This window comes from Paenibacillus sp. FSL H3-0329 (genome assembly GCF_037963285.1).
Lineage (GTDB): Bacteria > Bacillota > Bacilli > Paenibacillales > Paenibacillaceae > Paenibacillus_AQ > Paenibacillus_AQ odorifer.
This window is the reverse complement of sequence record NZ_CP150150.1, coordinates 4,823,752-4,843,810: the sequence shown is the minus strand read 5'-3', so window position 1 is coordinate 4,843,810 and position 20,059 is coordinate 4,823,752. Positions and strand designations below refer to the sequence as shown.

The following is a 20,059-nucleotide window of genomic DNA, read 5'->3' as shown; positions in this document are numbered from 1 at the left end:
AGATGGTTTTCCTTGATTTTCGAGGATAATCGTCTCTTTTTTTATAGAAATATAATATGTTCCCTATACTCCCATAAATTATCATATGTTTTAATTAGAGTGTAAGGAGGATACGCAAAACGTTAGGCAAGCAAGAGTATTTGGGACTTAAGAATGGGATGATGGAGAATGGGGGAACCAAAAATGAGTGTGACGAATCCTTCCGTCAGCTTGTCAGAAGTAAAGAAACCAGGCAGGGGAAGAACGCCGAATTTCCTTAGAGTAATGAAGAAATATTGGGTGTTCTATTTGATGATGTTACCTGCGATAGTGATTCTAATCATCAATAACTACATACCGATGTTAGGAACGGTAATTGCATTTAAGGATATCAATTACCAAAAAGGGATTCTAGGTAGTGATTGGGTCGGGTTAGCAAACTTCAAATATTTAATCTCGACGGAGACGGCCTGGATCATTACGAGGAATACGTTATTGTATAATACAGCGTTTATTATACTGACGCTATTTTTTTCGCTAGCTTTCGCAATTATGTTTAACGAAATGCGTAGCAGATGGCTATCGAAATTCCATCAAAGCGCTATGTTTCTCCCTTATTTTCTCTCTTGGGTCGTCGTAAGTTACTTAGTATACGGCTTTCTGAGTGCAGAGCATGGGTTCATGAACAAGACATTACTCCCGTTCTTTGGGGTAGATCCTATCGAATGGTATTCACAGTCTAAATATTGGCCTGGGATTCTTGTAATTGTGAAGATATGGAAAGAGATTGGGTATACAACGGTTATTTATATGGCCGCTATCATTGGAATAGATAATGAATATTATGAGGCGGCACTTATTGATGGAGCTTCTAAATGGAAGCAGATTCGAAAAATCACGCTGCCCCTGATCAGTCCAGTTATTATAGTAATGACGCTGCTGCAGATAGGTAGGATTTTTAACGCAGACTTCGGATTATTCTTTCAGGTTACGAGAAATGCAGGAGCGTTATACTCGACGACGCAGGTTATCGACACTTATGTATATCAGACCTTCCTTGCAATCGGTGATATAGGAATGTCTTCAGCCGCGGGTCTCGTTCAATCTGTTGTAGGATTTCTATTGATTTTCTTGGCGAATCTAGCAGTGCGACGAATCAGTAAAGATGATGCTTTATTTTAAAGGGAGGTGGGAGTGTTGAGCCAGACAGAAACAGCAATAGGGTCGTCACGGCGTACAGGAAAGCGCACAAAACGGCAAAGACAACCCAATGAAATATCTAATATATCTAATTTGCTAATTAATATATTCTTTTGGATATACACAGCGATTTGTGTGGTGCCGCTGATCCTCGTAGTTATTGTATCGTTTTCGGACGAGAATTCCGTTATTCAGAACGGGTACAGCTTTTTTCCTAACAAGTGGGATATTTCTTCTTATGAATTTCTGTTAAAAGATTATTGGCAAATTATCGATGCAGCTTCCGTTTCGTTATTTGTGACTGTGGTGGGCACGATTCTGAGTCTTATCATTATGGCTATGTACGCTTACCCTATCTCACGTGGAGATTTTCCACATCGTAATTTCTTCTCATTTTTTATGTTTTTTACAATGTTGTTTAATGGTGGCCTTGTGCCTTGGTATCTGGTCTACACGCGAATGATGCATATGAAGGATACGTTATGGATTCTAATTATGCCGCTGCTGGTTTCTGCTTTCTTTGTTATCATCTTACGGACCTTTTTTGCCAATACCATACCACCAGCTTTAATCGAATCTGCTAAGATCGATGGGGCACCAGAATTCCGGATCTTCGTTCAAATTATTTTGCCTTTGTCTATGCCAGTGTTAGCTACAGTAGGTTTGTTTCAGACCCTGGCCTATTGGAATGATTGGTACCTTAGTTTGATCTTTATCTCACCCGAAGGTCATGTCAATTTACAATACCTAATGTATAAGACGATGCTGAATGTTCAGTTCCTGACTGCAAGTCCTCAGGCGATGGCTGCCTTAGCTGCACAAGGTGTAGAGATCAATATTCCGACAGAAACGGTAAGAATGGCGATGGCTGTTATTGGTATTGGACCTATCGTGTTTGTATATTCCTTCTTCCAGAAGTATTTTATTAAAGGGCTTACCGTGGGTGCTGTCAAAGGTTAAGGACGATTGTCATGGCTTAATTCGGCCGCTTTATGCTAAGGTGTGAACGGCCGATTCAGCATATATAAATATTTTGAGGGAGGTTATGGTGTATATGAAAGCTGTTAGAAAAAGCGCACTAATGACACTATTGCTAACGATGGTACTGAGTTTTAGTTTAGCAGGCTGCGGTGGGAATAACGGGAATAATGAAGCAGCTTCACCTGCTCCAAGTGAAAATGCAACCGCTACCAATGCTGCTACGGATGAGCCAGCCGCAGATCCTACTGCCGAACCGGCAAAAGAATTGGAGCCTTATACCGTCAAGTTAATCTATGTCGGTGCAGTGCAAAAGGATGAAAAAGCAGTAGAAGATGAAATCAATAAGTTATTGGAACCTAAAATCAACGCCAAATTGGATATCGCACCGATCGATTGGGGTCCATGGGACAATGATGTCAATCTGAAAATTGCGAGTCAGGAAAAATTCGATATCATCTTTACAGCTCAATGGAAGAACTACGTAACGAATGCAGCTAAAGGCGCTTATCTCCCGATTAATGACGATAGCGGCAAATATGGTAATCTCCTAAATGAATACGGCCAAGGGATTCTAAAAAATCTGGATCCACAATTCTTAAAAGGTTCAGCGATCAATGGTGTGAATTATGCTGTTCCTACAAACAAGGAGCTGGCTGCACAAGGTGGGGTTGTCTATCGCTCCGATATTGCGGATGAACTGGGCATCGATATGTCGAATGTGAAATCCATTCAAGATCTGGATGCAGTTCTCAAAGTAGTGAAGGAGAAAAGACCTGACCTGACTCCATTGTATTTCAAACAAGGTGAGACCTTTAACTCACAGTACATGGCACAATACGATACCCTTGGTGATGCTGCCATTCCTGGTGTTCTGCTTAAAGATTCCTCAGATACTAAGATTCAATCGATGATTGAGATGGATCGTTATAAAGAAATCATTAAACTTACTCGTGAGTATATGAAAAAGGGTTACATTAACAAAGACGCCGCAGTTGCTACGAATTCGACTCAGGATGCAATGAAGGCTGGCAATGTCTTTATGACAGTGCAATCGCTTAAACCAGGTAAAGATAGTGAGCTGGCGAATGCTACCGGCTTGGTTGGCAAGCTGAAACAAATTGCATTCAATGATCCAACGATTTCTACAAGTGATGCTGCTGGATCTATGCTTGCGATCTCTGCTTCCTCTGGTGATCCGGCCCGGGCTATGATGGTGCTAGATATTCTGCACACAGATAAAGATATCAACAATCTGCTTGTTTTCGGTATAAAAGGTGTTCACTATGAAGTCGTAAGTGGTGATACGATCAAAGCTACAGACAAAACAGCTGATTATAATACGGCTGCAGCTTGGATGCTTGGAAGTCAATTCCTGAACCCCGTGTGGGAAAGTGAAGCTCCAGACAAATGGGAACAATTCAAAGCCTTTAACTCTAAAGGTAAAGCTTCTGTAGCGCTTGGTTTCAACTTCGACGCCTCCGCGATGAAGACTGAAATGGCTGCTTGTAAAGCTGTAATGGATGAATACGACATCAGTTTGGATACGGGTTCTGTTGATCCTGATACCGTACTGACTAAGTATGCTGATAAGCTGAAAAAGGCAGGGCTCGATAAGATTATTGCAGAGAAACAAAAACAGCTGGATGCTTTCCTGGCTGCGCAAAAATAAAGCGAAAATGATTTAAAAAAAGGCTCTCCCCAGCAGGCTAATTTAGCCGGGGAGAGCCTTTTTTATGATATTACTTAGCGGAAGGAGCTGTCTATTTGTTTTGCGGCTTGAACAGCAAGGGTCCAAGCCAGTTCAGGAGTTAGCTCGCCTTTTTCAGCTTTGGTCAAGTATTCGAGCATGCTTGTCTCCACGTCAGCGTGATGAGGGCCGTAATAGGTCGGAATTACTGCTTTTGCTGCTGACGAAAGGGTCAGACCAAGCTCTGAATTAGGAAAATAAGGATCATGCAGATCGTGGATCTCTGGGTCATCATAGATTTCGGGGGTGGAAGGGAAAGCCCCTTGTACCTTGAAAGAAACCAATTGCTGCGTTGGTTCGGTTAGCCATTTAATAAGAGCAAAGGATTCATCAGGATGATTACCTGTCTTTGGTAAGGTCAGAACGGAGCCTCCGCGATTAGCGCTGTTTTCTGGGATTTGTGTTACATTCCATAAACCGCTGGCAGTTGGAGCACTGCTCTTGATATGACCAATCATCCAAGCCGGACAGAGCATGACTGCAAAATCTCCGTTGAGCAGGCCTGCACCCCAGCGTTGCGTATCCACTGCAATACTGGCGGACAGATTTAGCTTAAGGGCTTGAATTGAGAAGTCCCAGGCTCGTTTGACCGCTGGATTATTGTCGAGGATCAATTCTTGCGTTGTGGGACTGTAATATTGAAGCTTGGACTGACGTAGAAGGGTGAGATAGAGGTTCTCCAAGTCATTTACAAAAGCTTTTCCTGTTCTTTCCTGTACTTTGGTGCCCGCTTCAAGGAATTGCTCCCAAGTTTGGATTTCTTTAGCCACTTCCTCTGGTTTAGTAGGGAGACCTGATAATGCGAATATATCCGTTCGATATAACATGGCATAGGGTCCAATTTCCGTTGGTAATCCGAAAATAAAATCATTACCCAGCACCTCCTGCCACTTCCAATTCAGAAACTGGTCCTTCAGATTGTCAGCTTCAAAAGTTTTTAGGTTATAAAAATAATCAGGGAACTGTTTGAAGCGATCCAAATAGCTAATATCAATGGCAGCCACGTCCGGGGAACTATAACCTGCTGCGAATGAAGTCTGTAGCTTGGCTGGAAGCTGCGTGGAGGTGGAGGTTTGAATATGAATCTCTAGCTCGGGATGTTGAGATTGATATTGGTCAATGAGCGACTCAAGACCTGATCCGGCAGTGAGCCAGATGTTCAGCTGTATCGGGTCTTGTAAAGCGGTATCTTCCTTGGAAGGGGAGAGCTGACAACCACTTGTATTAAGTAATAAGCCAAATGCTAATAGGACAGTAATCAACTTACCATTTACATTCAAGAGAAACACACCTCTACTTTATTTGTTGTGCTTCTGAAATTCCTGAGGAGTCATCCCCATGTATTTCTTAAAAATAAGGCTGAAATATGCAGGATCCTTAAAGCCTACTAATTCGCTAACCTCATATACCTTGAGAGTAACATTCTCTAATAATTCAGTAGCTTTTTGAATACGAAGTTTGGTAAGGAAGCTAGAGAAAGGTTCCCCTACATCATCTTTAAACAATCGGCCGAGATAGGTAGGATTCATATACAGTTCATCTGCGATCATTTTGAGGGAGAGATTCTCTTGGAGCCGGGAATTCATAACCTCAATCATCATAGAGATTACCCTGCGCGTTGCCTTTACTTGTAATTGTTCAGCGAGCTGTGGAGAAGCCGAATGTATGGTGAGGTCTCTGAAAAAGATAACGGATGGCGTACTCTCTTTTTTGACCTGCTGACAAGCTTCCAGACTCTCGTGATAGGCGGTCGCGAGTGCCCCCAATTGATAGTGAGGGTTGGAGACCCCTGCACAGAATGGCGATTTCAGAATACCCGACAGCTTATGCAGCAGTTCTTGTGTCAATACCTCATCCACGCCGTTAGGCTGCTCAAGAGGATAGAATAATAGCATGATGGCTTCCTGCTCCTCTTGAATACCAACAACATTGGCGTACAGCGCAAAACATTCTTCTAATATATTAACGACCGCTGCATACATGGCTTGTTCCGACCAGTTCTGCGGCATGCCTACTCCAAGATGGTTTACGGTTATGACTACAAAGGAATGAAAAGGAGGAATAAGTTGTTCTTCAAAATAGGGTAACGGGATGCCGTAAAGAAGATCAGATAAGCGTTTCTCCCGAAGGTTTTTTTCTCTCAGCTGCGTTAATTGCCTCTGCTGTTTCTTCAATTGAAGACGTTCATATACGCCTGTTGCGACTTCAAGAATATGTTCTACTGAATTTGGTTTAACCAAATATTCCTTTACACCATAACGGATGGCTTGACTAGCATAGGTGAAATCCTGATAACCTGTGAGCAGCACGGTTTCAGTGTCTGGATAACATTCATGGATATGCTTTGCAAGTTCCAGTCCATCCATGCCGGGCATTCGTATATCGGATATCACCAGATCAACCATATGCTCTTTTAACAGTTGCACAGCTTCTAAACCGTTCTCTGCCGAGCCAATAATGCTAAAGTTATGATTCGCACTTCCCAGCATTTCTGACAGAGAACGGCGAACAAAACTTTCGTCGTCCACGATTAACACATTCATCGTTGTGCCTCCTTAACTTTGATCATACTGTAATGGAACAGTGACTTTCACAAATAAGCCACCAAGCTCGCTTGTTGATAGCTGTAGACCAAATTCCTGTCCGTAGATCAGCTCTATGCGATGATTTAGATTGGATAGTCCAATTCCGGTATGAAGCAGCTTCTCCGGATTAACCTCACCGCCGACTAATGCGTCTGCCATACTTTCCTCGCTCATGCCGTCCCCGTTGTCTTCTACAGTTAACACCAGAGATGTTCCTTCACTATAGGCACGTATGCGAATTAGCCATACTTCCCGAAGTGTGGGTTCAAGTCCATGAGTAATGGCATTTTCGACAAGTGGCTGAAGGGTTAATTTCATAAGCTGGCCATTCATAACCTCAGGATTTACAAAAAGATCAATCTGCAATTTGTCCTCGTAGCGCAGCTTCTGGAGAAAAATGAACCGTTCTAATTGCTTTAAATCCTCCTCAACTGTAACGAATTCGGATCCGCGGTCAATGCTATAGCGGAGCAGGTCACTTAGAGCGAGTACCATTTGGGACTCTTCCTGCATGCGTTTGTTGGCGAGCGACCAATAGATTGTATTCAAAGTGTTATAAAGGAAATGCGGGCGGAATTGCGCTTTGAGTGCTACGATCTGAGCTTGCTTTTCACTGATCTGCTTGCTGGATAGGTCAGCGATAGTATGATCCAGGTTTTGGAGCATCGAATTATAGCTTGAATAAAGGATAGCCATTTCTTTGTTCATGGTTGTTTTTACAAAAGGTAAAGTAGTTCCCCGTTCGACATTGCTCAGCTTGGTTGCCAGATTACGAAGGGGCTTGGATAGGGTCCAAGAGAAAAAGAAAGTGAATAGTAGGGCAGCGCCCATCCCCAGCAGGCCAATTAAAATAATATTCCGGCGAATCGTATTTAAATCTTTGACAGCGTCTTTAGAATCAATGTAAGCAAAAACGCTCCACTCGCTATAGTCGGAATAGGCATAGGATACGAATAGATTGCGTGAGTTTATTTTTTGTGGAATGATTCTGGCTTTATGATTGCTGAATTGTTTTAGAAGCCCGTCGTTCATATAGAGTCCAATTTCTTTTGGATCTGTGGAATAGACAATGGTATTAAATGAATCAACAACTTGGATTTTCTCATTTTTGCCGAGGTGAAATTGGCTGACAGCGTTATGGATAACCTCGACAGGGAGGACAAGAAACAGGGTTCCTAACCGGTTTAGATCATTCCAATCATTAATTTGTCTGGCACCCATCACCACAGGGATATTACCGTTCTGCCATACATCTACACCGAACCAGACCATTCGGCCTTTATTCTGTGCTATAGCCGGAAACCAATAAGCATCACGGATTTCCTTTTCGCTGTCCCAGATGACCTTTAAGGAACTGCTGTTGGTATACACCTGATCATCGGACAGCCCGAGCAGCTTGAACTGGATGTCAGAGTTTATGGAACGTGTCTGTTGATCTATGTAACGAGTAATTTCCATGGCGTCTGTACGAGGTGAACGTGACAACGCTAAGTCTCCCAAGGTTTCTTGAATCAAGGGACTGAACATGATCGTAGAAGAAAGCTTATCGTTATCCTGAAGAATTGCGTCCATTTTACCTTGAAGTTGCTTGACGGATTCCAGGATATATTGGTTGGAGCGGTTTAAAACAGCTTGAGAGGAAGAGCGGTAGGACAAAAAAATGGTGAATCCTACGATGGTGAAGATGATTAGAGAGAAGCCCATGATTAATTGAACGAGGATGGAGATTTTTTTGGACATGTTATCCCTCGCATGTAAAAGATATTCTTCCATACATTGTAACAAAAGCAAATGAAAGCGAATATAGTCAGACGAAAAATAAACATATTTATAGAAAAAATCTCATTTTTTTCAGGGGAAACAGCGTGGTTGTAGAATGTTATTTAATACAGCGTTAATCTTTCTTTACTTAATAATGAAACTTTTTATGGTGGCATGCGTCTAATACTATGTTTGTTATGACGATCGTGGCAAAAGCTTTTTGCCGCCCTATCGTGGGTGGTAGCATTTTGCGGGGAATATAAGAGGAGTATGAAAAAGATAGAGTCCTACTTATATTTACAAATAGGAGCAGAGGAGTTATATCATGGATTTGAAAAAGTTAACGTTAGTTGCTGTTTTGGCTGTATCTCAGGCCGCCTCGGCAGTGCCGGCTTTTGCTGAAGCTGTCAATAATACCCCAAGTAATACTACTGTAATAGGGACAGTTGTTTCAGCTGCGCCGGAGGTAATGCCAGAATCTACCGATCCATTGCCGCCATTGCCGACGGAGACGCCAGGAGGAGTAGTGTCACCAACACCAACTCCTATTCCTGCAGAGACAGTTGATCCTACGACTACTGTTGAACCTACAGCAACAATTGAACCTACTGCAACACCGCTTCCTACTGCAACACCGCTTCCAACTGCAACACCTGGAGTTACTACAGAACCTACTACAACAACAGATGGTGCTCGTGCTGCGGCTAGCAATCAGCTTATCCTTATGATGAACAGCAACAAAATGTATCAGAACGGCCAGGAATATTTAGCTAATCAGCCTATGGCAGTGAAAAACGGCGTGTCCTACGTTTCGATCCGGGCTATGGTAGAACGTGTAGGTGTGAAATACGTTTATGATTATAAAACGAAAGAAACCATTGTTACCAAGGGAAGCGACGTTATGCGCTTTAAGACCGACAGCAAGGTCTATACAGTTAATGGTGAAAAGAAGACAATGAAAGGTCCAGCTTACCAATACAAGGGTACTTTCATGGTTCCATTGACATCCATAACTGGGGCACTGGGCATTCCTTACACCGTTGATAATGTACAAAAGCGGGTAATCCTTACATTAAACAACAAACCTAAAGCTTCTTTCACAGTGCCAACTGAAATTTACGCCGGCGAACCAGTGACCTTCGTTACCTCCAGCTCGTCACCAAATGGTGTAGCTATTGTGGATGAAAGCTGGGGAGGTAACAAGCAGGATATCTATGATCAACCAGGATATTATGTAGTAACCTATTCCGTAATGGATGCGAATCAACAGTGGAGTGATCCTTACTCCATGACCATCACAGTGCTTAAACCTAATACACCTCCAGTTGCTAATTTCACTACAGACAAGGATTCATATAAGATGGGTGAAATGATTACTTATACCGATCTAAGTAACGATCCTGATGGTGATGAAATTACCGTAACTTGGACGAACAAAGCAGAAGCTTTCTTTACTCCGGGTCCAGCGACAATTGCTGTCCAAGTAAAAGATTCACATGGCGCGATCAGTACCTTTGAGAAAACCGTTAATATTTCGGATGAAATCTTGTACAGTAAAGAAGATTTCAACAGATTATTTGCATCTCCGGGCAGTGTGTTTAGCATCGATGGATCGATGGTTCCTACTTGGCAGCAAGTAGCTTATAATCTTTCTTCCGAGCCTTATAAACTAATTCGCAGCAACAGCCCAGAAACGGTGTATACAGAAGGTGTTACTTACCGTGAGACTTCATTAGGTAAAACCCGCTTCTTGATTCACCACAAGAATAACCTGAATATTAAAGCTAAAGTGTATGTGATTGCTACGAATAACAATCTTTACCCAACTACGCTTACAACAGAATATGTTGGCTTTGCAGGCCCAAGCACATATCCTGAAGGTACAGGTAAAATGTCTGTAGAACGTTATTGGAAATCTATGCTTACAAATGAGCATTATAAAACGATTGTTCTGCAACCCGGGGAAAGCGTCTCAATTCTGACGGATCTAAACCAAATTGCGATGAAACCAAGTGAAATTGTTTCACTGCAAGCGGACTTATTTAGTGATTATCCAATCGATTATAATGTCATGTTAATTGATGCGAATAAAGATCCACTGACTACACTTCCAACACTTCCAGTTCTGGATCAAGACGGAGTGCATAATCGGGGAACTTACGAAGATTCTACTCGTATTATCACGGTTACCGATGAGGTAGGAAAAACCCCTGCAAAACTTCTGCTAGGCGATAATTCCAGTGATAAGAACCTGGCTGGCGTAGACCCAATGGCAGGTACGGAAGCATCCAATGCCGGTAATTTCGGGGTATTATACAAGATCAGATTCGAAAATGTTGCACCAAACTCCTTGATTACGTTTAATCCACGTGGCGGTAACTATATGGGGCCGGTTATGGTTAATAATCAAATCGTGCATATGCCAAGCGTGGGAAGTCTTGCTAATGCTGATATGAACAGTGTGGTTTATCGTAGTGGTGAGTATGGCGGCAGTGTGGAGATTTTGTTCACAGCAGCTTCAGGCAGTAACTTGCCGGTCAATTTCCTCATCACTCCACTTCCAGCAAAGAAATAACAGAATAGGAATATCCCTATAAGCTCTATTGGGGAATTATCTACAATAAAGGCCCGGCTGAATATTCCGTAAAGGAATACGCAGCCGGGCTTTTGTTTAAATATAATAATTCATTGGTTATGTAGGGGTGCTTCATTGTGCTTCATTGACGGGGCATTTATTTTGGGGCATTATTAAGAGAGTGAAATATAAATGAACTGATCTTATGGGAGATGAGCGTATGCTGTCGACAGAACAAATATTAGAAGTCATGTCGGGGCAAGGACTGCGAATCACCGACCAACGCAAAACGCTTGCCCAGTTATTCGGCGAGAATAAGGGATATTTGTCAGCGAAGGATGTATATGAGCATATGGGCCGCAAGTATAGCGGGCTTAGCTTTGATACGGTGTACCGCAATCTTCGTGTAATGGAAGAGCTTGGTGTGCTTGAACAGATTGTCTTTGAAGACGGAGTGAAGTTCAAGGGAAGCTGCAATCATCAGGATCATCACCATCATATGATCTGCCTTCAATGCCAAAAGACCTACCCGATTAATTTCTGCCCGATGAATTTAACGGATACACCCGATCAATTCCGGGTAGTCAAGCATAAATTTGAGGTGTTCGGTTATTGCAAAGAATGTGAAGAGAACCGGGAAGAAGAACTAGTTGCAGCATCAGATAAACAAAAGGGACTTTAGAAATGGTGACCCTACGCAGAACGATTCAGGCGCCTATTCGGGTGTACCGCAGGTACATTTCCCCTATTAAACCAGCAACCTGTCGCTTCTATCCAACCTGCTCTGCCTATGCCTTGGAAGCCATTGAAGTCCATGGTCCACTGAAAGGCTCATGGCTTGCAGCTAAGCGGATTGCCAGATGTCATCCCTTTCATCCTGGAGGACTTGATCCTGTGCCGCCGCTTCAAGATGAATCTGCTGAGAAGGATTCTGCCCCTGCGACTTGACATGGGGCCTTACCTTTGGGTATATTCACAAGTAATAGTATGAATTCCGAAGAACGGATAAGTAAATCGTTACGTCCATTACAGAGAGCCGGAATGTGCTGAAAGCCGGTATGGAGCGTTAGATTGAATATGGTCCGGGAGGAACTGTGTTCGAGCGGGGACTGCAATTGAGGTTCACGTAAGATAACAGCGTGATCCAGCGTTAATGGACAGTTCCCGCGAGGGAACTGGCGAAGCCTGTGCTCTGTGAAGAGACAGGAAATTTGGGTGGTATCGCGTGAGTTATACTCTCGCCCCATTATGGGGACGGGAGTTTTTTGTTTTTTAATAAGAAAGGATGATTACCGAATGAGTGAGAAAAAAACGTTTTACCTAACGACACCAATTTATTATCCGAGTGACAAGCTACATATCGGACATGCTTATTCAACCGTGGCAGGAGACGCAATGGCCCGTTACAAACGTCTGCGCGGCTACGAAGTGCGTTATCTAACCGGTACAGACGAACATGGACAAAAGATTGAGCGGAAGGCAGAGGAAGCAGGAAAGACCCCTCAGCAGTTCGTAGACGACATTGTTGTTGGTATTAAGGAGCTATGGCGCAAGCTGGACATTTCGAACGATGACTTCATCCGTACTACGGAAGAGCGTCATAAAAAAGTGGTACAGGATATTTTTGATCGGTTGCTGCAGCAAGGAGATATCTATAAAGGTGAATATGAGGGCTGGTATAGTATCCCAGATGAAACCTTTTACACAGAAACGCAATTAGTTGATATTGTGCGTGATGATAACGGTGTGATTACTGGTGCAAAAAGCCCAGATAGCGGCCACCCGGTTGAGCTGGTGAAGGAAGCAAGTTATTTCTTCCGGATGAGTAAATATGCGGATCGGTTACTGCAATTTTACGAGGAGAATCCAGAGTTTATTTTGCCGGAATCCCGTAAGAACGAAATGATTAACAATTTCATCAAGCCCGGACTGGAAGACCTGGCAGTTTCCCGCACAACCTTTGATTGGGGTGTGAAAGTTAAGGGCGACGAGAAGCATGTCGTGTACGTGTGGATTGATGCTTTGACTAACTATATTACTGCTCTAGGTTATGGTTCCGAGGATCGCACCTTGTATGACAAGTTCTGGCCCGCGGATGTACACATCGTTGGTAAAGAAATTGTTCGTTTCCATACAATTTACTGGCCGATCATTCTGATGGCGCTTGGTGAACCCCTTCCGAAAAAGGTATTTGCCCATGGCTGGTTGCTCATGAAAGATGGAAAAATGTCGAAATCTAAAGGTAACGTAGTTGATCCTGTGACACTGATTGATCGTTATGGCTTGGATGCATTACGATATTACCTGCTGCGCGAAGTACCGTTTGGTTCTGATGGCACGTTCACACCGGAAAGCTTTGTAGACCGGGTTAACTATGACCTTGCCAACGACCTTGGTAACCTGTTGAACCGTACAGGGGCTATGGTTGAAAAGTATTTTGCAGGCGAGATTCCGGCATATGACGGGAATGTAACAGCATTTGATGGTGAGCTTCAAGCTGCGGCTGAGAATACTTATGCCAAAGTAGAAGAAGCTATGGAAAAAATGGAGTTTTCCGTGGCGCTAACAGCTATCGGAACATTCATTAGCCGCACCAACAAATATATCGATGAGACCCAACCTTGGGTACTTGCCAAAGATGAAAATAGAACTGCCGAGTTGGCTTCTGTGATGAGACATCTGGTGGAAGGTCTGCGTACTGCTTCAATCCTGTTGCAGCCGTTCTTGACACAAACACCAGCGAAGATCTGGGAACAGCTGGGTATTGAGCCTGGTGAGTTAACGACTTGGGATAGCGGTAAGACTTTTGGCATGATTCCGGCGGGAACAAAGCTGGTGAAAGGCAATCCAATCTTCCCGCGTCTGGATGTGGAGCAAGAGGTAGCTTATATTGCCGAGGCAATGGGCGCTGGCAAAGCGGCTGCTGAAGTGGCGGAAGCGGCTGCTCCTGCGGCTGCGGACTCCGAGCCAGTGGAAGAGCATAAAGAGGAAATCGGCATTGACGATTTCGCTAAAGCAGAGCTGCGTGTTGCTCAAGTTATTGCTGCAGAGCCAGTGAAAAAAGCTGACAAGCTGCTGAAGCTGCAACTGGATCTGGGTTATGAACAACGTCAAGTGGTTTCTGGTATCGCGAAATTCTATACACCAGAAGAGCTGGTGGGACGTAAAGTGATTTGTATCGTAAACCTTAAACCGGTGAAGCTGCGTGGGGAGTTGTCCCAAGGGATGATTTTGGCGGCTTCTGAAGGTGACCAGCTAACGATCGCTACCGTGCCGGACAGCATGCCAAACGGAGCAGTAGTGAAATAAGACAATACTGTTGTAGAAATTTTTTAATGAGGTTGTTTGATCAAGGGAATGCTCCTTCAGCCGGGTTGGCTGAAGGAACATTCCTTTTTTATTAAAGGCGATATTGCCGTTTCTTTTTGGATACTTTGTTGACTTATCGTAACGATTACTATTATACTACTAATAGTAAAATTTACGATTTGAGGGGTAGATCAATATAATGGCAGCAATGAAATCGCGTATAATTTTGCTCGTCCTTGCACTGGTACTGGTATTTACACTAAGTGCATGCGGACCTAAGAGCAGTGGAAGTATAGTTGAAGGGAAAGTAAATGTAGTTACAACCTTTTATCCTATTTACGAGTTTGCTAAGGAGATTGGCGGGGAAGATATCAATGCTATTAACCTGCTTCCAGTGGGTGTGGAGCCACATGATTGGACACCGCGCAGTCAAGACATTATCAACACTTCTAAGGCACAGCTATTTCTATATAACGGTGCAGGCTTAGAAGGCTGGGTCCCTAACTTTTTAAAAGGCCTTGATAGCAGCAGTAAAGTTAAGGCGGTTGAAGTAAGCCAAGGTATTGATTATATCATGACCGATGAAGATGACGGGCATGATCATGGGGCAAGTGAGGAAGAGTCTCATCAAAATGAGGATACGGATCATAACAGTAATGCCTCAGGAGACAGCCTGCATACGGACCCGCATACTTGGGTAAGTCCAAAATCAGCCATTACTATGGCTCAGAATATTAAAGAAAGCCTTCAGTCCGTGGATCCTGAGCATAAAGAAGGTTATGAAGAGCGTTACAATAAGCTTGCTGAACGTCTGCAGGCATTAGATAGTAAATTCAAAGAGGAGCTTGCTAAGCTGCCCAACCATAAGATCGTAGTATCACATCAGGCTTTCTCTTACCTTGCCCGTGATTATGGATTGGATCAGCATGCGATTATGGGACTTTCGCCGGACGCCGAGCCGCGCGGACAGGATTTAGTGAAGCTTGCGAAAATGGTAAAAGATGAAGGGATCAAGTATATCTTTTTTGAAGAGCTTGTCTCCGATAAACTGGCTAAGACACTTGCAGCCGAAGCGGGTGTTTCCACTATGGTGCTTAATCCGGTAGAGGGACTTACTGCGGAGCAAGAGAAGAACGGAGATAATTACTTCACTCTGATGGAGAAAAATTTGCAAAATCTGATTATGGCCTTACAATAATAAGGAAAGTATAAGGGAAAGGCGGTACTTAAGCATGCAATCGGTATCCTTGGACTGCCATCAGCATATCATCGATATACAGGATCTTTCTTTTTCATATGGGGAACAGAAGGTGATATCGAATCTTAACTATAGTGTAAGAGAACGAGATTTCCTTGGTATCATTGGTTCTAATGGTGCTGGTAAAACAACATTGATGAAAATGATCGTCGGCTTGCTTCCGGCGAGCAGTGGTGAAATTAAATTATTCGGAACGCCTGTCCGCAAGTTTAAAGACTGGGAAAGGATCGGATATGTTCCGCAAAAAAATGCCTTCAACCCATTGTTTCCAGCAACGGTGCGTGAAGTAGTTCTGTCAGGTCTATATAATAACAAGAATCTGATCCGCAGAGTATCTAAGGCTCAGCATCGTCAATGTGAGGATGCACTTGAAGTCATGCGGATACAAGATATTGCGGAGAAAAGAGTAGGCCAGCTGTCAGGCGGTCAGCAGCAGCGTGTTTTTCTGGCTCGGGCGCTGATTAACCATCCTGACCTGCTGATTTTGGACGAACCTACGGTGGGTATTGATGCCGAATCACAAGCGGGATTCTTTGAATTAATTACGCATATGCATGCTCATCATCATATGACCTTCCTGATGGTGTCGCATGATATCGACATGATCAAAAATTATTTAGGTCATGAGCCCGTGCAGACAAATGGTAAAATCAACTTTTACTCCCGCCACTCACATGATCTCCAGAATTGCACAGAAGAGAACCTGCAGCACACGCTCTCTTAAGTCATAATTGAACTCTGAACAGGGGTGCCTCTGTTCTCAGGGCATACATAACTTGCGTGTGGAAGTTAGTCAGTAGACATGGTTTTATTAAGAGGTATTTTAACCTTGTTCCTATTTCTTATTTTCTCTTACCTAAGCACCACCAAAGTACAAGCGTGTCCCTTTAGGGACGAAAGCGATCTTTCCCCGACCTATCTATGTTCAGTAACACTAACTCCTACGCTAGTTGCACTTAACGGGTGTCCAGAGGGCAGAGCCCTTGGGGCCCTCCCTTGGAAGGGAGGGTTTGGGAGGGATCGAAAAGGTTTGAAAAAGGTTTTAAAATGGTTTGAGTTTGTATGAAGGAGAGTTTAAGTTGGAAATACTATTTAGCGATTTTTTTCAGCGGGCGCTTGCGGGCGGACTGCTGATTGGTATAACGGCGCCGCTTATAGGCGTTTTTCTTGTGCTTAGACGATTATCCATGATTGGTGATACGCTGGCTCATGTTACTATAGCGGGGGTAGCACTCGGTTTTCTAACAGGATTTTATCCGCTGGGCGCAGGCCTTATCTTTGCAGTGGTAGCGTCCTTCGCGATTGAAAAGCTTCGCAAGGCTTATAAGAGTTATGCGGAGCTGTCGATTGCCATTATAATGTCGGGCGGAGTGGCGTTGGCTTCACTCTTTTTCACCTTAGGAAAAGGTTATAATGCTGACGTAATGAGTTATTTGTTCGGCAGCATTTATACGCTCGATAATACTGATTTGATCGTGGTAGGCATAGTGACTATAGCTGTTGTAGTAGTAGTATCGATGTTCTTTAAAGAGTTCTTTTTGCTTAGCTTTGAAGAGGATGCAGCAAGTGTAAGTGGGCTGCCGGTGAAGCTGCTTAACATGCTGATCACCATCCTGACAGCACTTGTGATTAGCACAGCGATCAAGATTGTGGGCTCGCTATTAGTATCTGCTTTGTTGACTATTCCGGTCGCAATCAGCTTATTGCTATCTCGTAGCTTTAAATCCTCGGTCATCCTGGCGGTTATCATTTCGGAGATTGCCGTTGTAGGAGGACTAGTAGTAGCTGGAGTGTGGAATTTGGCTCCCGGTGCAACTATTGTGCTTTTGCTCATATCATTATTGGTATTAACCTTGATCGGTAAAAAGGGATTGCCAGCATAAACAGCGAATTAAGTAATCGGTATCGCATTAGGCAAGCGTAAACGCCTTCGGTGTCCTTGTAAGGACGATAAGCGTTTAGGTGTGAAATATAAGAAAAGTAATAATGAGAAATTAATCCTTTCTTATATTAAAAAAAGGAGCCATAAGCAGCTCCATGAAGTGACTCGAATGCCGGAAGGAGAGCCGCTATTTTGTCTAATATCAATGCAGGAATTGCTTTAGCTGCAGGGGTGGCATCGTTTATATCGCCATGCTGCTTACCGCTGTACCCCTCTTATTTATCGTATATTACCGGGTTATCCGTTCAACAATTAAAATCAGGCAGCAACTCTAAAGAGGTTCGTATACGCACCCTGACTCATACATTGGCATTTATATTAGGTTTTTCTGCTGTTTTTTACACACTTGGTTTTGGGGCTGGGTTATTCGGGCAATTCTTTAATGGCCAGCGTGATCTGATCCGGCAATTGTCGGCGATTCTAATTATTGTAATGGGTTTATTTTTGCTTGGGATTTTTCAGCCCCAGTTTCTACTTCGCGAACGGAAGCTTGATTTAAAATGGAAACCGGCGGGTTATGTGGGCTCCTTTATTTTCGGGATTGGTTTTTCTGCTGGTTGGTCACCTTGTATCGGACCGATTTTGACGGCAATTATTGCACTGTCGGCAAGCGATCCAGGCACTTGGTTTACATTGATTACCGCGTATAGCATCGGATTTGCTTTGCCATTTTTTCTTTTAGCCTTTTTCCTTGGCGGAGTGAAGCGTATCCTCAAGTATTCGAATCTGCTGATGAAGATTGGCGGCGTCCTAATGGTATTTATGGGTGTTTTGCTGTTCACGGATCAAATGTTCCGGATAACAGTGTGGCTACAAGGAATAACGCCGGATTGGCTAATTTTTTAAAATACAAGAACTTTTAGAGCTTAGGTGAAGTAATCAATACCTGCTTCAGGAAAATGCTCGAAAATCCGCTCTGTGATAAATTCTCGCAGGGCGGTTTGCTGTTCATCCGGATAGACATATTTGTTCTGTCCCCAGCGGCCCCATTTCTTTTTACGTTTCTCCATGTCCATTTCTAGTTTAGATTTCGGGTAACGTTTCTCAATTACAGTCTTGGCTGTTTTGGTGAATCGGTGCTGAATCATTTCAAAGGTTAGACCTTTTCCTATTTCCGGCGGGAGGGTCTTGGCTAATTTGGCCAGCAGCTCCGCGTAGCCTTCCTGCCAGCCGTCATACCAAATAATTGGGGCAATGATGAAGCCCAGTGGATAGCCGGCACGTGCGACCTTTCCAGCCGCTTCAATTCGCTCTTCAAACCGCGAGGTAGCAGGCTCGAAATTTTTGATCACATAGTCAGCATTTACGCTAAAACGAATTCTGGTATGTCCGTTATGCTGCAAATCGAGTAGAGGTTCAACATGTTGGTATTTGGTCACAAAGCGCAGGCGGCCAAGGGGCTCCGCTGCCATGAATGTGATGAGTTCTGACAGAGATCCGGTAATATGCTCCAGTCCTAATGGATCTGAGGTACAGGCTGCTTCAAAAGTCGTGATTTCAGGGCTACGCTCCTCGATATATTTTTTGGCGGCGTCAATGATGTCTTCGGTGTTTACATATACACGAATGTAAGGCTTTGCACCTAAAGTAGTCTGCAAATAACAATAATGGCAGTGGCCCATGCAGCCAGTTGCGATCGGAATTGCATAATCTGCGGAGGGTTTGGATTGGTCAAACTTTAAGGTTTTGCGCAGGCCGACTACAAGTGTTCTTTTGGCAATTTTATATTGCTCGACCTCTGTGTCACCCGGGAAATTCATTATGCGGTTATGCGATGTAGTCATGCGATAGGGAATATTGTTAGCCTTCACCCATTCCATGATCCGTTCACCTTTCGGGTAATTTAAAGCATCCGGCTCGAAGAAAACAAGCTCGGGGACAAAAAGGGCTGTAGCTTTTCTGGTTCTCTTTACGGGAGGGGTCTCAGGTGTCACTATAGTCATGAATTCACGCTCCTTCTGAAAGATGAGTAAGTTTATTATGCCTAACTGAGTCTCATTAGAAGCATGGCAATCATGGGTAACTCCTCAGCATGTTCTCTTGAAGGACTTGCCAAGGGGCGTTAGAAACATGTATCATTGTTAGAGCAAGGTTTGGCTCGGCGCCAGGTTCATTATAGAAAAGAGGTAAATTTTAATGCCAACACCCAGCATGGAGGATTATTTGGAGCGCATATATAAGCTCATTGATGAGAAAGGTTATGCGCGGGTCTCGGATATTGCCGAGGGACTGGAAGTACACCCCTCCTCTGTGACCAAGATGATCCAAAAACTGGATAAGGACGAATATCTCATCTATGAGAAATATCGTGGGCTTGTCCTAACCAACAAAGGGAAAAAAGTAGGGAAACGTCTTGTTGATCGTCATCAACTATTGGAAGAATTCCTCGGTTTGATCGGAGTACAGCAGGAATTTATCTATAATGATGTTGAAGGGATCGAGCACCACTTGAGTTGGGATTCGATTACACGTATCGAAACGTTGGTGGAATATTTCCGCCGCGATGAAGAACGTCTGCAGACTTTATATGCTATTCACAATGAACTGGCAAGCGATTCTTGAAATGTTTTTTCCCGAAACGGATACCGTCCTTAAAGTTATGCCCAGCAAGGCTTTGGTGAGCATAAACTACTTGATGGTATAGCCGTTTCTATTTTGTTTAGTGCAACCTTTCCCAGTTTTTAGCGTCAAAACGGATAAGTCCTTTTTCTGGCTGAGACTG

The 20,059-nt window shown here is 43.6% G+C and carries 16 protein-coding genes and 1 other annotated feature; of the genes, 12 read left to right on the top strand and 4 right to left on the bottom strand.

Annotation, left to right across the window (positions count from 1 at the left end):
* The first annotated feature begins 183 nt into the window (after nucleotides 1-183).
* From NSQ66_RS21515 to NSQ66_RS21505, 3 genes are all read left to right on the top strand, one after another.
* Nucleotides 184-1,161, top strand: a complete 978-nt coding sequence (locus tag NSQ66_RS21515; RefSeq protein WP_235219484.1) for an ABC transporter permease subunit — start codon at nucleotides 184-186, stop codon at nucleotides 1,159-1,161.
* Nucleotides 1,162-1,176: 15 nt separating this feature from the next.
* Nucleotides 1,177-2,139 (top strand): carbohydrate ABC transporter permease, encoded by a 963-nt coding sequence (locus tag NSQ66_RS21510; protein WP_235219483.1) that lies wholly within the window; start codon nucleotides 1,177-1,179, stop codon nucleotides 2,137-2,139.
* A gap of 94 nt (nucleotides 2,140-2,233) precedes the next feature.
* The gene (locus NSQ66_RS21505) at nucleotides 2,234-3,829 is read left to right on the top strand and encodes an ABC transporter substrate-binding protein (protein ID WP_036682905.1); all 1,596 of its coding nucleotides are present in this window, start codon (nucleotides 2,234-2,236) and stop codon (nucleotides 3,827-3,829) included.
* Between the two features lie 74 nt (nucleotides 3,830-3,903).
* Here the strand turns inward: NSQ66_RS21505 and NSQ66_RS21500 are convergent, their stop codons facing one another.
* The 3 genes from NSQ66_RS21500 to NSQ66_RS21490 are packed head-to-tail and all read right to left on the bottom strand — an operon-like array spanning nucleotide 3,904 to nucleotide 8,232.
* On the bottom strand, nucleotides 3,904-5,187 hold the full coding sequence (locus NSQ66_RS21500; RefSeq protein WP_051491263.1) for an extracellular solute-binding protein: 1,284 nt from the start codon (nucleotides 5,185-5,187) through the stop codon (nucleotides 3,904-3,906).
* 18 nt (nucleotides 5,188-5,205) lie between these two features.
* Complete coding sequence (locus tag NSQ66_RS21495; protein ID WP_036682902.1) at nucleotides 5,206-6,450, bottom strand: response regulator; 1,245 nt, start codon at nucleotides 6,448-6,450, stop codon at nucleotides 5,206-5,208.
* Between the two features lie 12 nt (nucleotides 6,451-6,462).
* Nucleotides 6,463-8,232, bottom strand: coding sequence for a sensor histidine kinase (locus NSQ66_RS21490; protein WP_036682901.1), 1,770 nt, complete (start codon nucleotides 8,230-8,232; stop codon nucleotides 6,463-6,465).
* A 346-nt stretch (nucleotides 8,233-8,578) separates the two neighbouring features.
* Here NSQ66_RS21490 and NSQ66_RS21485 point away from each other — a divergent pair, with 346 nt between their 5' ends.
* From NSQ66_RS21485 to NSQ66_RS21450, 8 genes are all read left to right on the top strand, one after another.
* Nucleotides 8,579-10,828, top strand: a complete 2,250-nt coding sequence (locus NSQ66_RS21485) for a copper amine oxidase N-terminal domain-containing protein (protein ID WP_036682898.1) — start codon at nucleotides 8,579-8,581, stop codon at nucleotides 10,826-10,828.
* 220 nt (nucleotides 10,829-11,048) lie between these two features.
* A complete protein-coding gene (locus NSQ66_RS21480) occupies nucleotides 11,049-11,510 on the top strand; it encodes a transcriptional repressor (protein WP_036682896.1) in 462 nt (153 codons plus the stop codon).
* A gap of 2 nt (nucleotides 11,511-11,512) precedes the next feature.
* A complete protein-coding gene (yidD, locus tag NSQ66_RS21475) occupies nucleotides 11,513-11,776 on the top strand; it encodes a membrane protein insertion efficiency factor YidD (protein WP_036682893.1) in 264 nt (87 codons plus the stop codon).
* Nucleotides 11,777-11,816: 40 nt separating this feature from the next.
* Nucleotides 11,817-12,077, top strand: a binding site (T-box leader).
* 47 nt (nucleotides 12,078-12,124) lie between these two features.
* Nucleotides 12,125-14,137, top strand: a complete 2,013-nt coding sequence (metG, locus tag NSQ66_RS21470) for a methionine--tRNA ligase (protein ID WP_036682891.1) — start codon at nucleotides 12,125-12,127, stop codon at nucleotides 14,135-14,137.
* Between the two features lie 199 nt (nucleotides 14,138-14,336).
* Nucleotides 14,337-15,335: a zinc ABC transporter substrate-binding protein gene (locus tag NSQ66_RS21465; RefSeq protein WP_051491262.1), complete on the top strand. Its 999-nt coding sequence runs from the start codon at nucleotides 14,337-14,339 to the stop codon at nucleotides 15,333-15,335.
* Nucleotides 15,336-15,369: 34 nt separating this feature from the next.
* Nucleotides 15,370-16,119 (top strand): metal ABC transporter ATP-binding protein, encoded by a 750-nt coding sequence (locus NSQ66_RS21460; protein WP_036682888.1) that lies wholly within the window; start codon nucleotides 15,370-15,372, stop codon nucleotides 16,117-16,119.
* A gap of 355 nt (nucleotides 16,120-16,474) precedes the next feature.
* Nucleotides 16,475-17,278 (top strand): metal ABC transporter permease, encoded by an 804-nt coding sequence (locus NSQ66_RS21455; RefSeq protein ID WP_036682884.1) that lies wholly within the window; start codon nucleotides 16,475-16,477, stop codon nucleotides 17,276-17,278.
* A gap of 191 nt (nucleotides 17,279-17,469) precedes the next feature.
* Nucleotides 17,470-18,183, top strand: coding sequence for a cytochrome c biogenesis protein CcdA (locus tag NSQ66_RS21450; RefSeq protein ID WP_036682883.1), 714 nt, complete (start codon nucleotides 17,470-17,472; stop codon nucleotides 18,181-18,183).
* A gap of 20 nt (nucleotides 18,184-18,203) precedes the next feature.
* On the opposite strand, the gene splB is transcribed toward NSQ66_RS21450, so the two are convergent.
* On the bottom strand, nucleotides 18,204-19,280 hold the full coding sequence (gene splB / locus NSQ66_RS21445; RefSeq protein ID WP_036682882.1) for a spore photoproduct lyase: 1,077 nt from the start codon (nucleotides 19,278-19,280) through the stop codon (nucleotides 18,204-18,206).
* A 193-nt stretch (nucleotides 19,281-19,473) separates the two neighbouring features.
* Between splB and mntR the strand changes: the two genes are divergently transcribed.
* Nucleotides 19,474-19,899, top strand: coding sequence for a transcriptional regulator MntR (gene mntR, locus NSQ66_RS21440; RefSeq protein ID WP_036682880.1), 426 nt, complete (start codon nucleotides 19,474-19,476; stop codon nucleotides 19,897-19,899).
* The last annotated feature ends 160 nt before the right edge of the window (nucleotides 19,900-20,059 follow it).

Excerpts from the sequence above, each read along its gene's own strand:
- NSQ66_RS21515 (WP_235219484.1), top strand. The coding sequence starts at position 184 with ATGAGTGTGACGAATCCTTCCGTCAGCTTGTCAGAAGTAAAGAAACCA.
- NSQ66_RS21505 (WP_036682905.1), top strand. The coding sequence starts at position 2,234 with ATGAAAGCTGTTAGAAAAAGCGCACTAATGACACTATTGCTAACGATG.
- NSQ66_RS21495 (WP_036682902.1), bottom strand. The coding sequence starts at position 6,450 with ATGAATGTGTTAATCGTGGACGACGAAAGTTTTGTTCGCCGTTCTCTG.
- NSQ66_RS21490 (WP_036682901.1), bottom strand. The coding sequence starts at position 8,232 with ATGTCCAAAAAAATCTCCATCCTCGTTCAATTAATCATGGGCTTCTCT.
- NSQ66_RS21485 (WP_036682898.1), top strand. The coding sequence starts at position 8,579 with ATGGATTTGAAAAAGTTAACGTTAGTTGCTGTTTTGGCTGTATCTCAG.
- NSQ66_RS21480 (WP_036682896.1), top strand. The coding sequence starts at position 11,049 with ATGCTGTCGACAGAACAAATATTAGAAGTCATGTCGGGGCAAGGACTG.
- yidD (WP_036682893.1), top strand. The coding sequence starts at position 11,513 with ATGGTGACCCTACGCAGAACGATTCAGGCGCCTATTCGGGTGTACCGC.
- metG (WP_036682891.1), top strand. The coding sequence starts at position 12,125 with ATGAGTGAGAAAAAAACGTTTTACCTAACGACACCAATTTATTATCCG.
- NSQ66_RS21465 (WP_051491262.1), top strand. The coding sequence starts at position 14,337 with ATGGCAGCAATGAAATCGCGTATAATTTTGCTCGTCCTTGCACTGGTA.
- NSQ66_RS21460 (WP_036682888.1), top strand. The coding sequence starts at position 15,370 with ATGCAATCGGTATCCTTGGACTGCCATCAGCATATCATCGATATACAG.
- splB (WP_036682882.1), bottom strand. The coding sequence starts at position 19,280 with ATGACTATAGTGACACCTGAGACCCCTCCCGTAAAGAGAACCAGAAAA.
- mntR (WP_036682880.1), top strand. The coding sequence starts at position 19,474 with ATGCCAACACCCAGCATGGAGGATTATTTGGAGCGCATATATAAGCTC.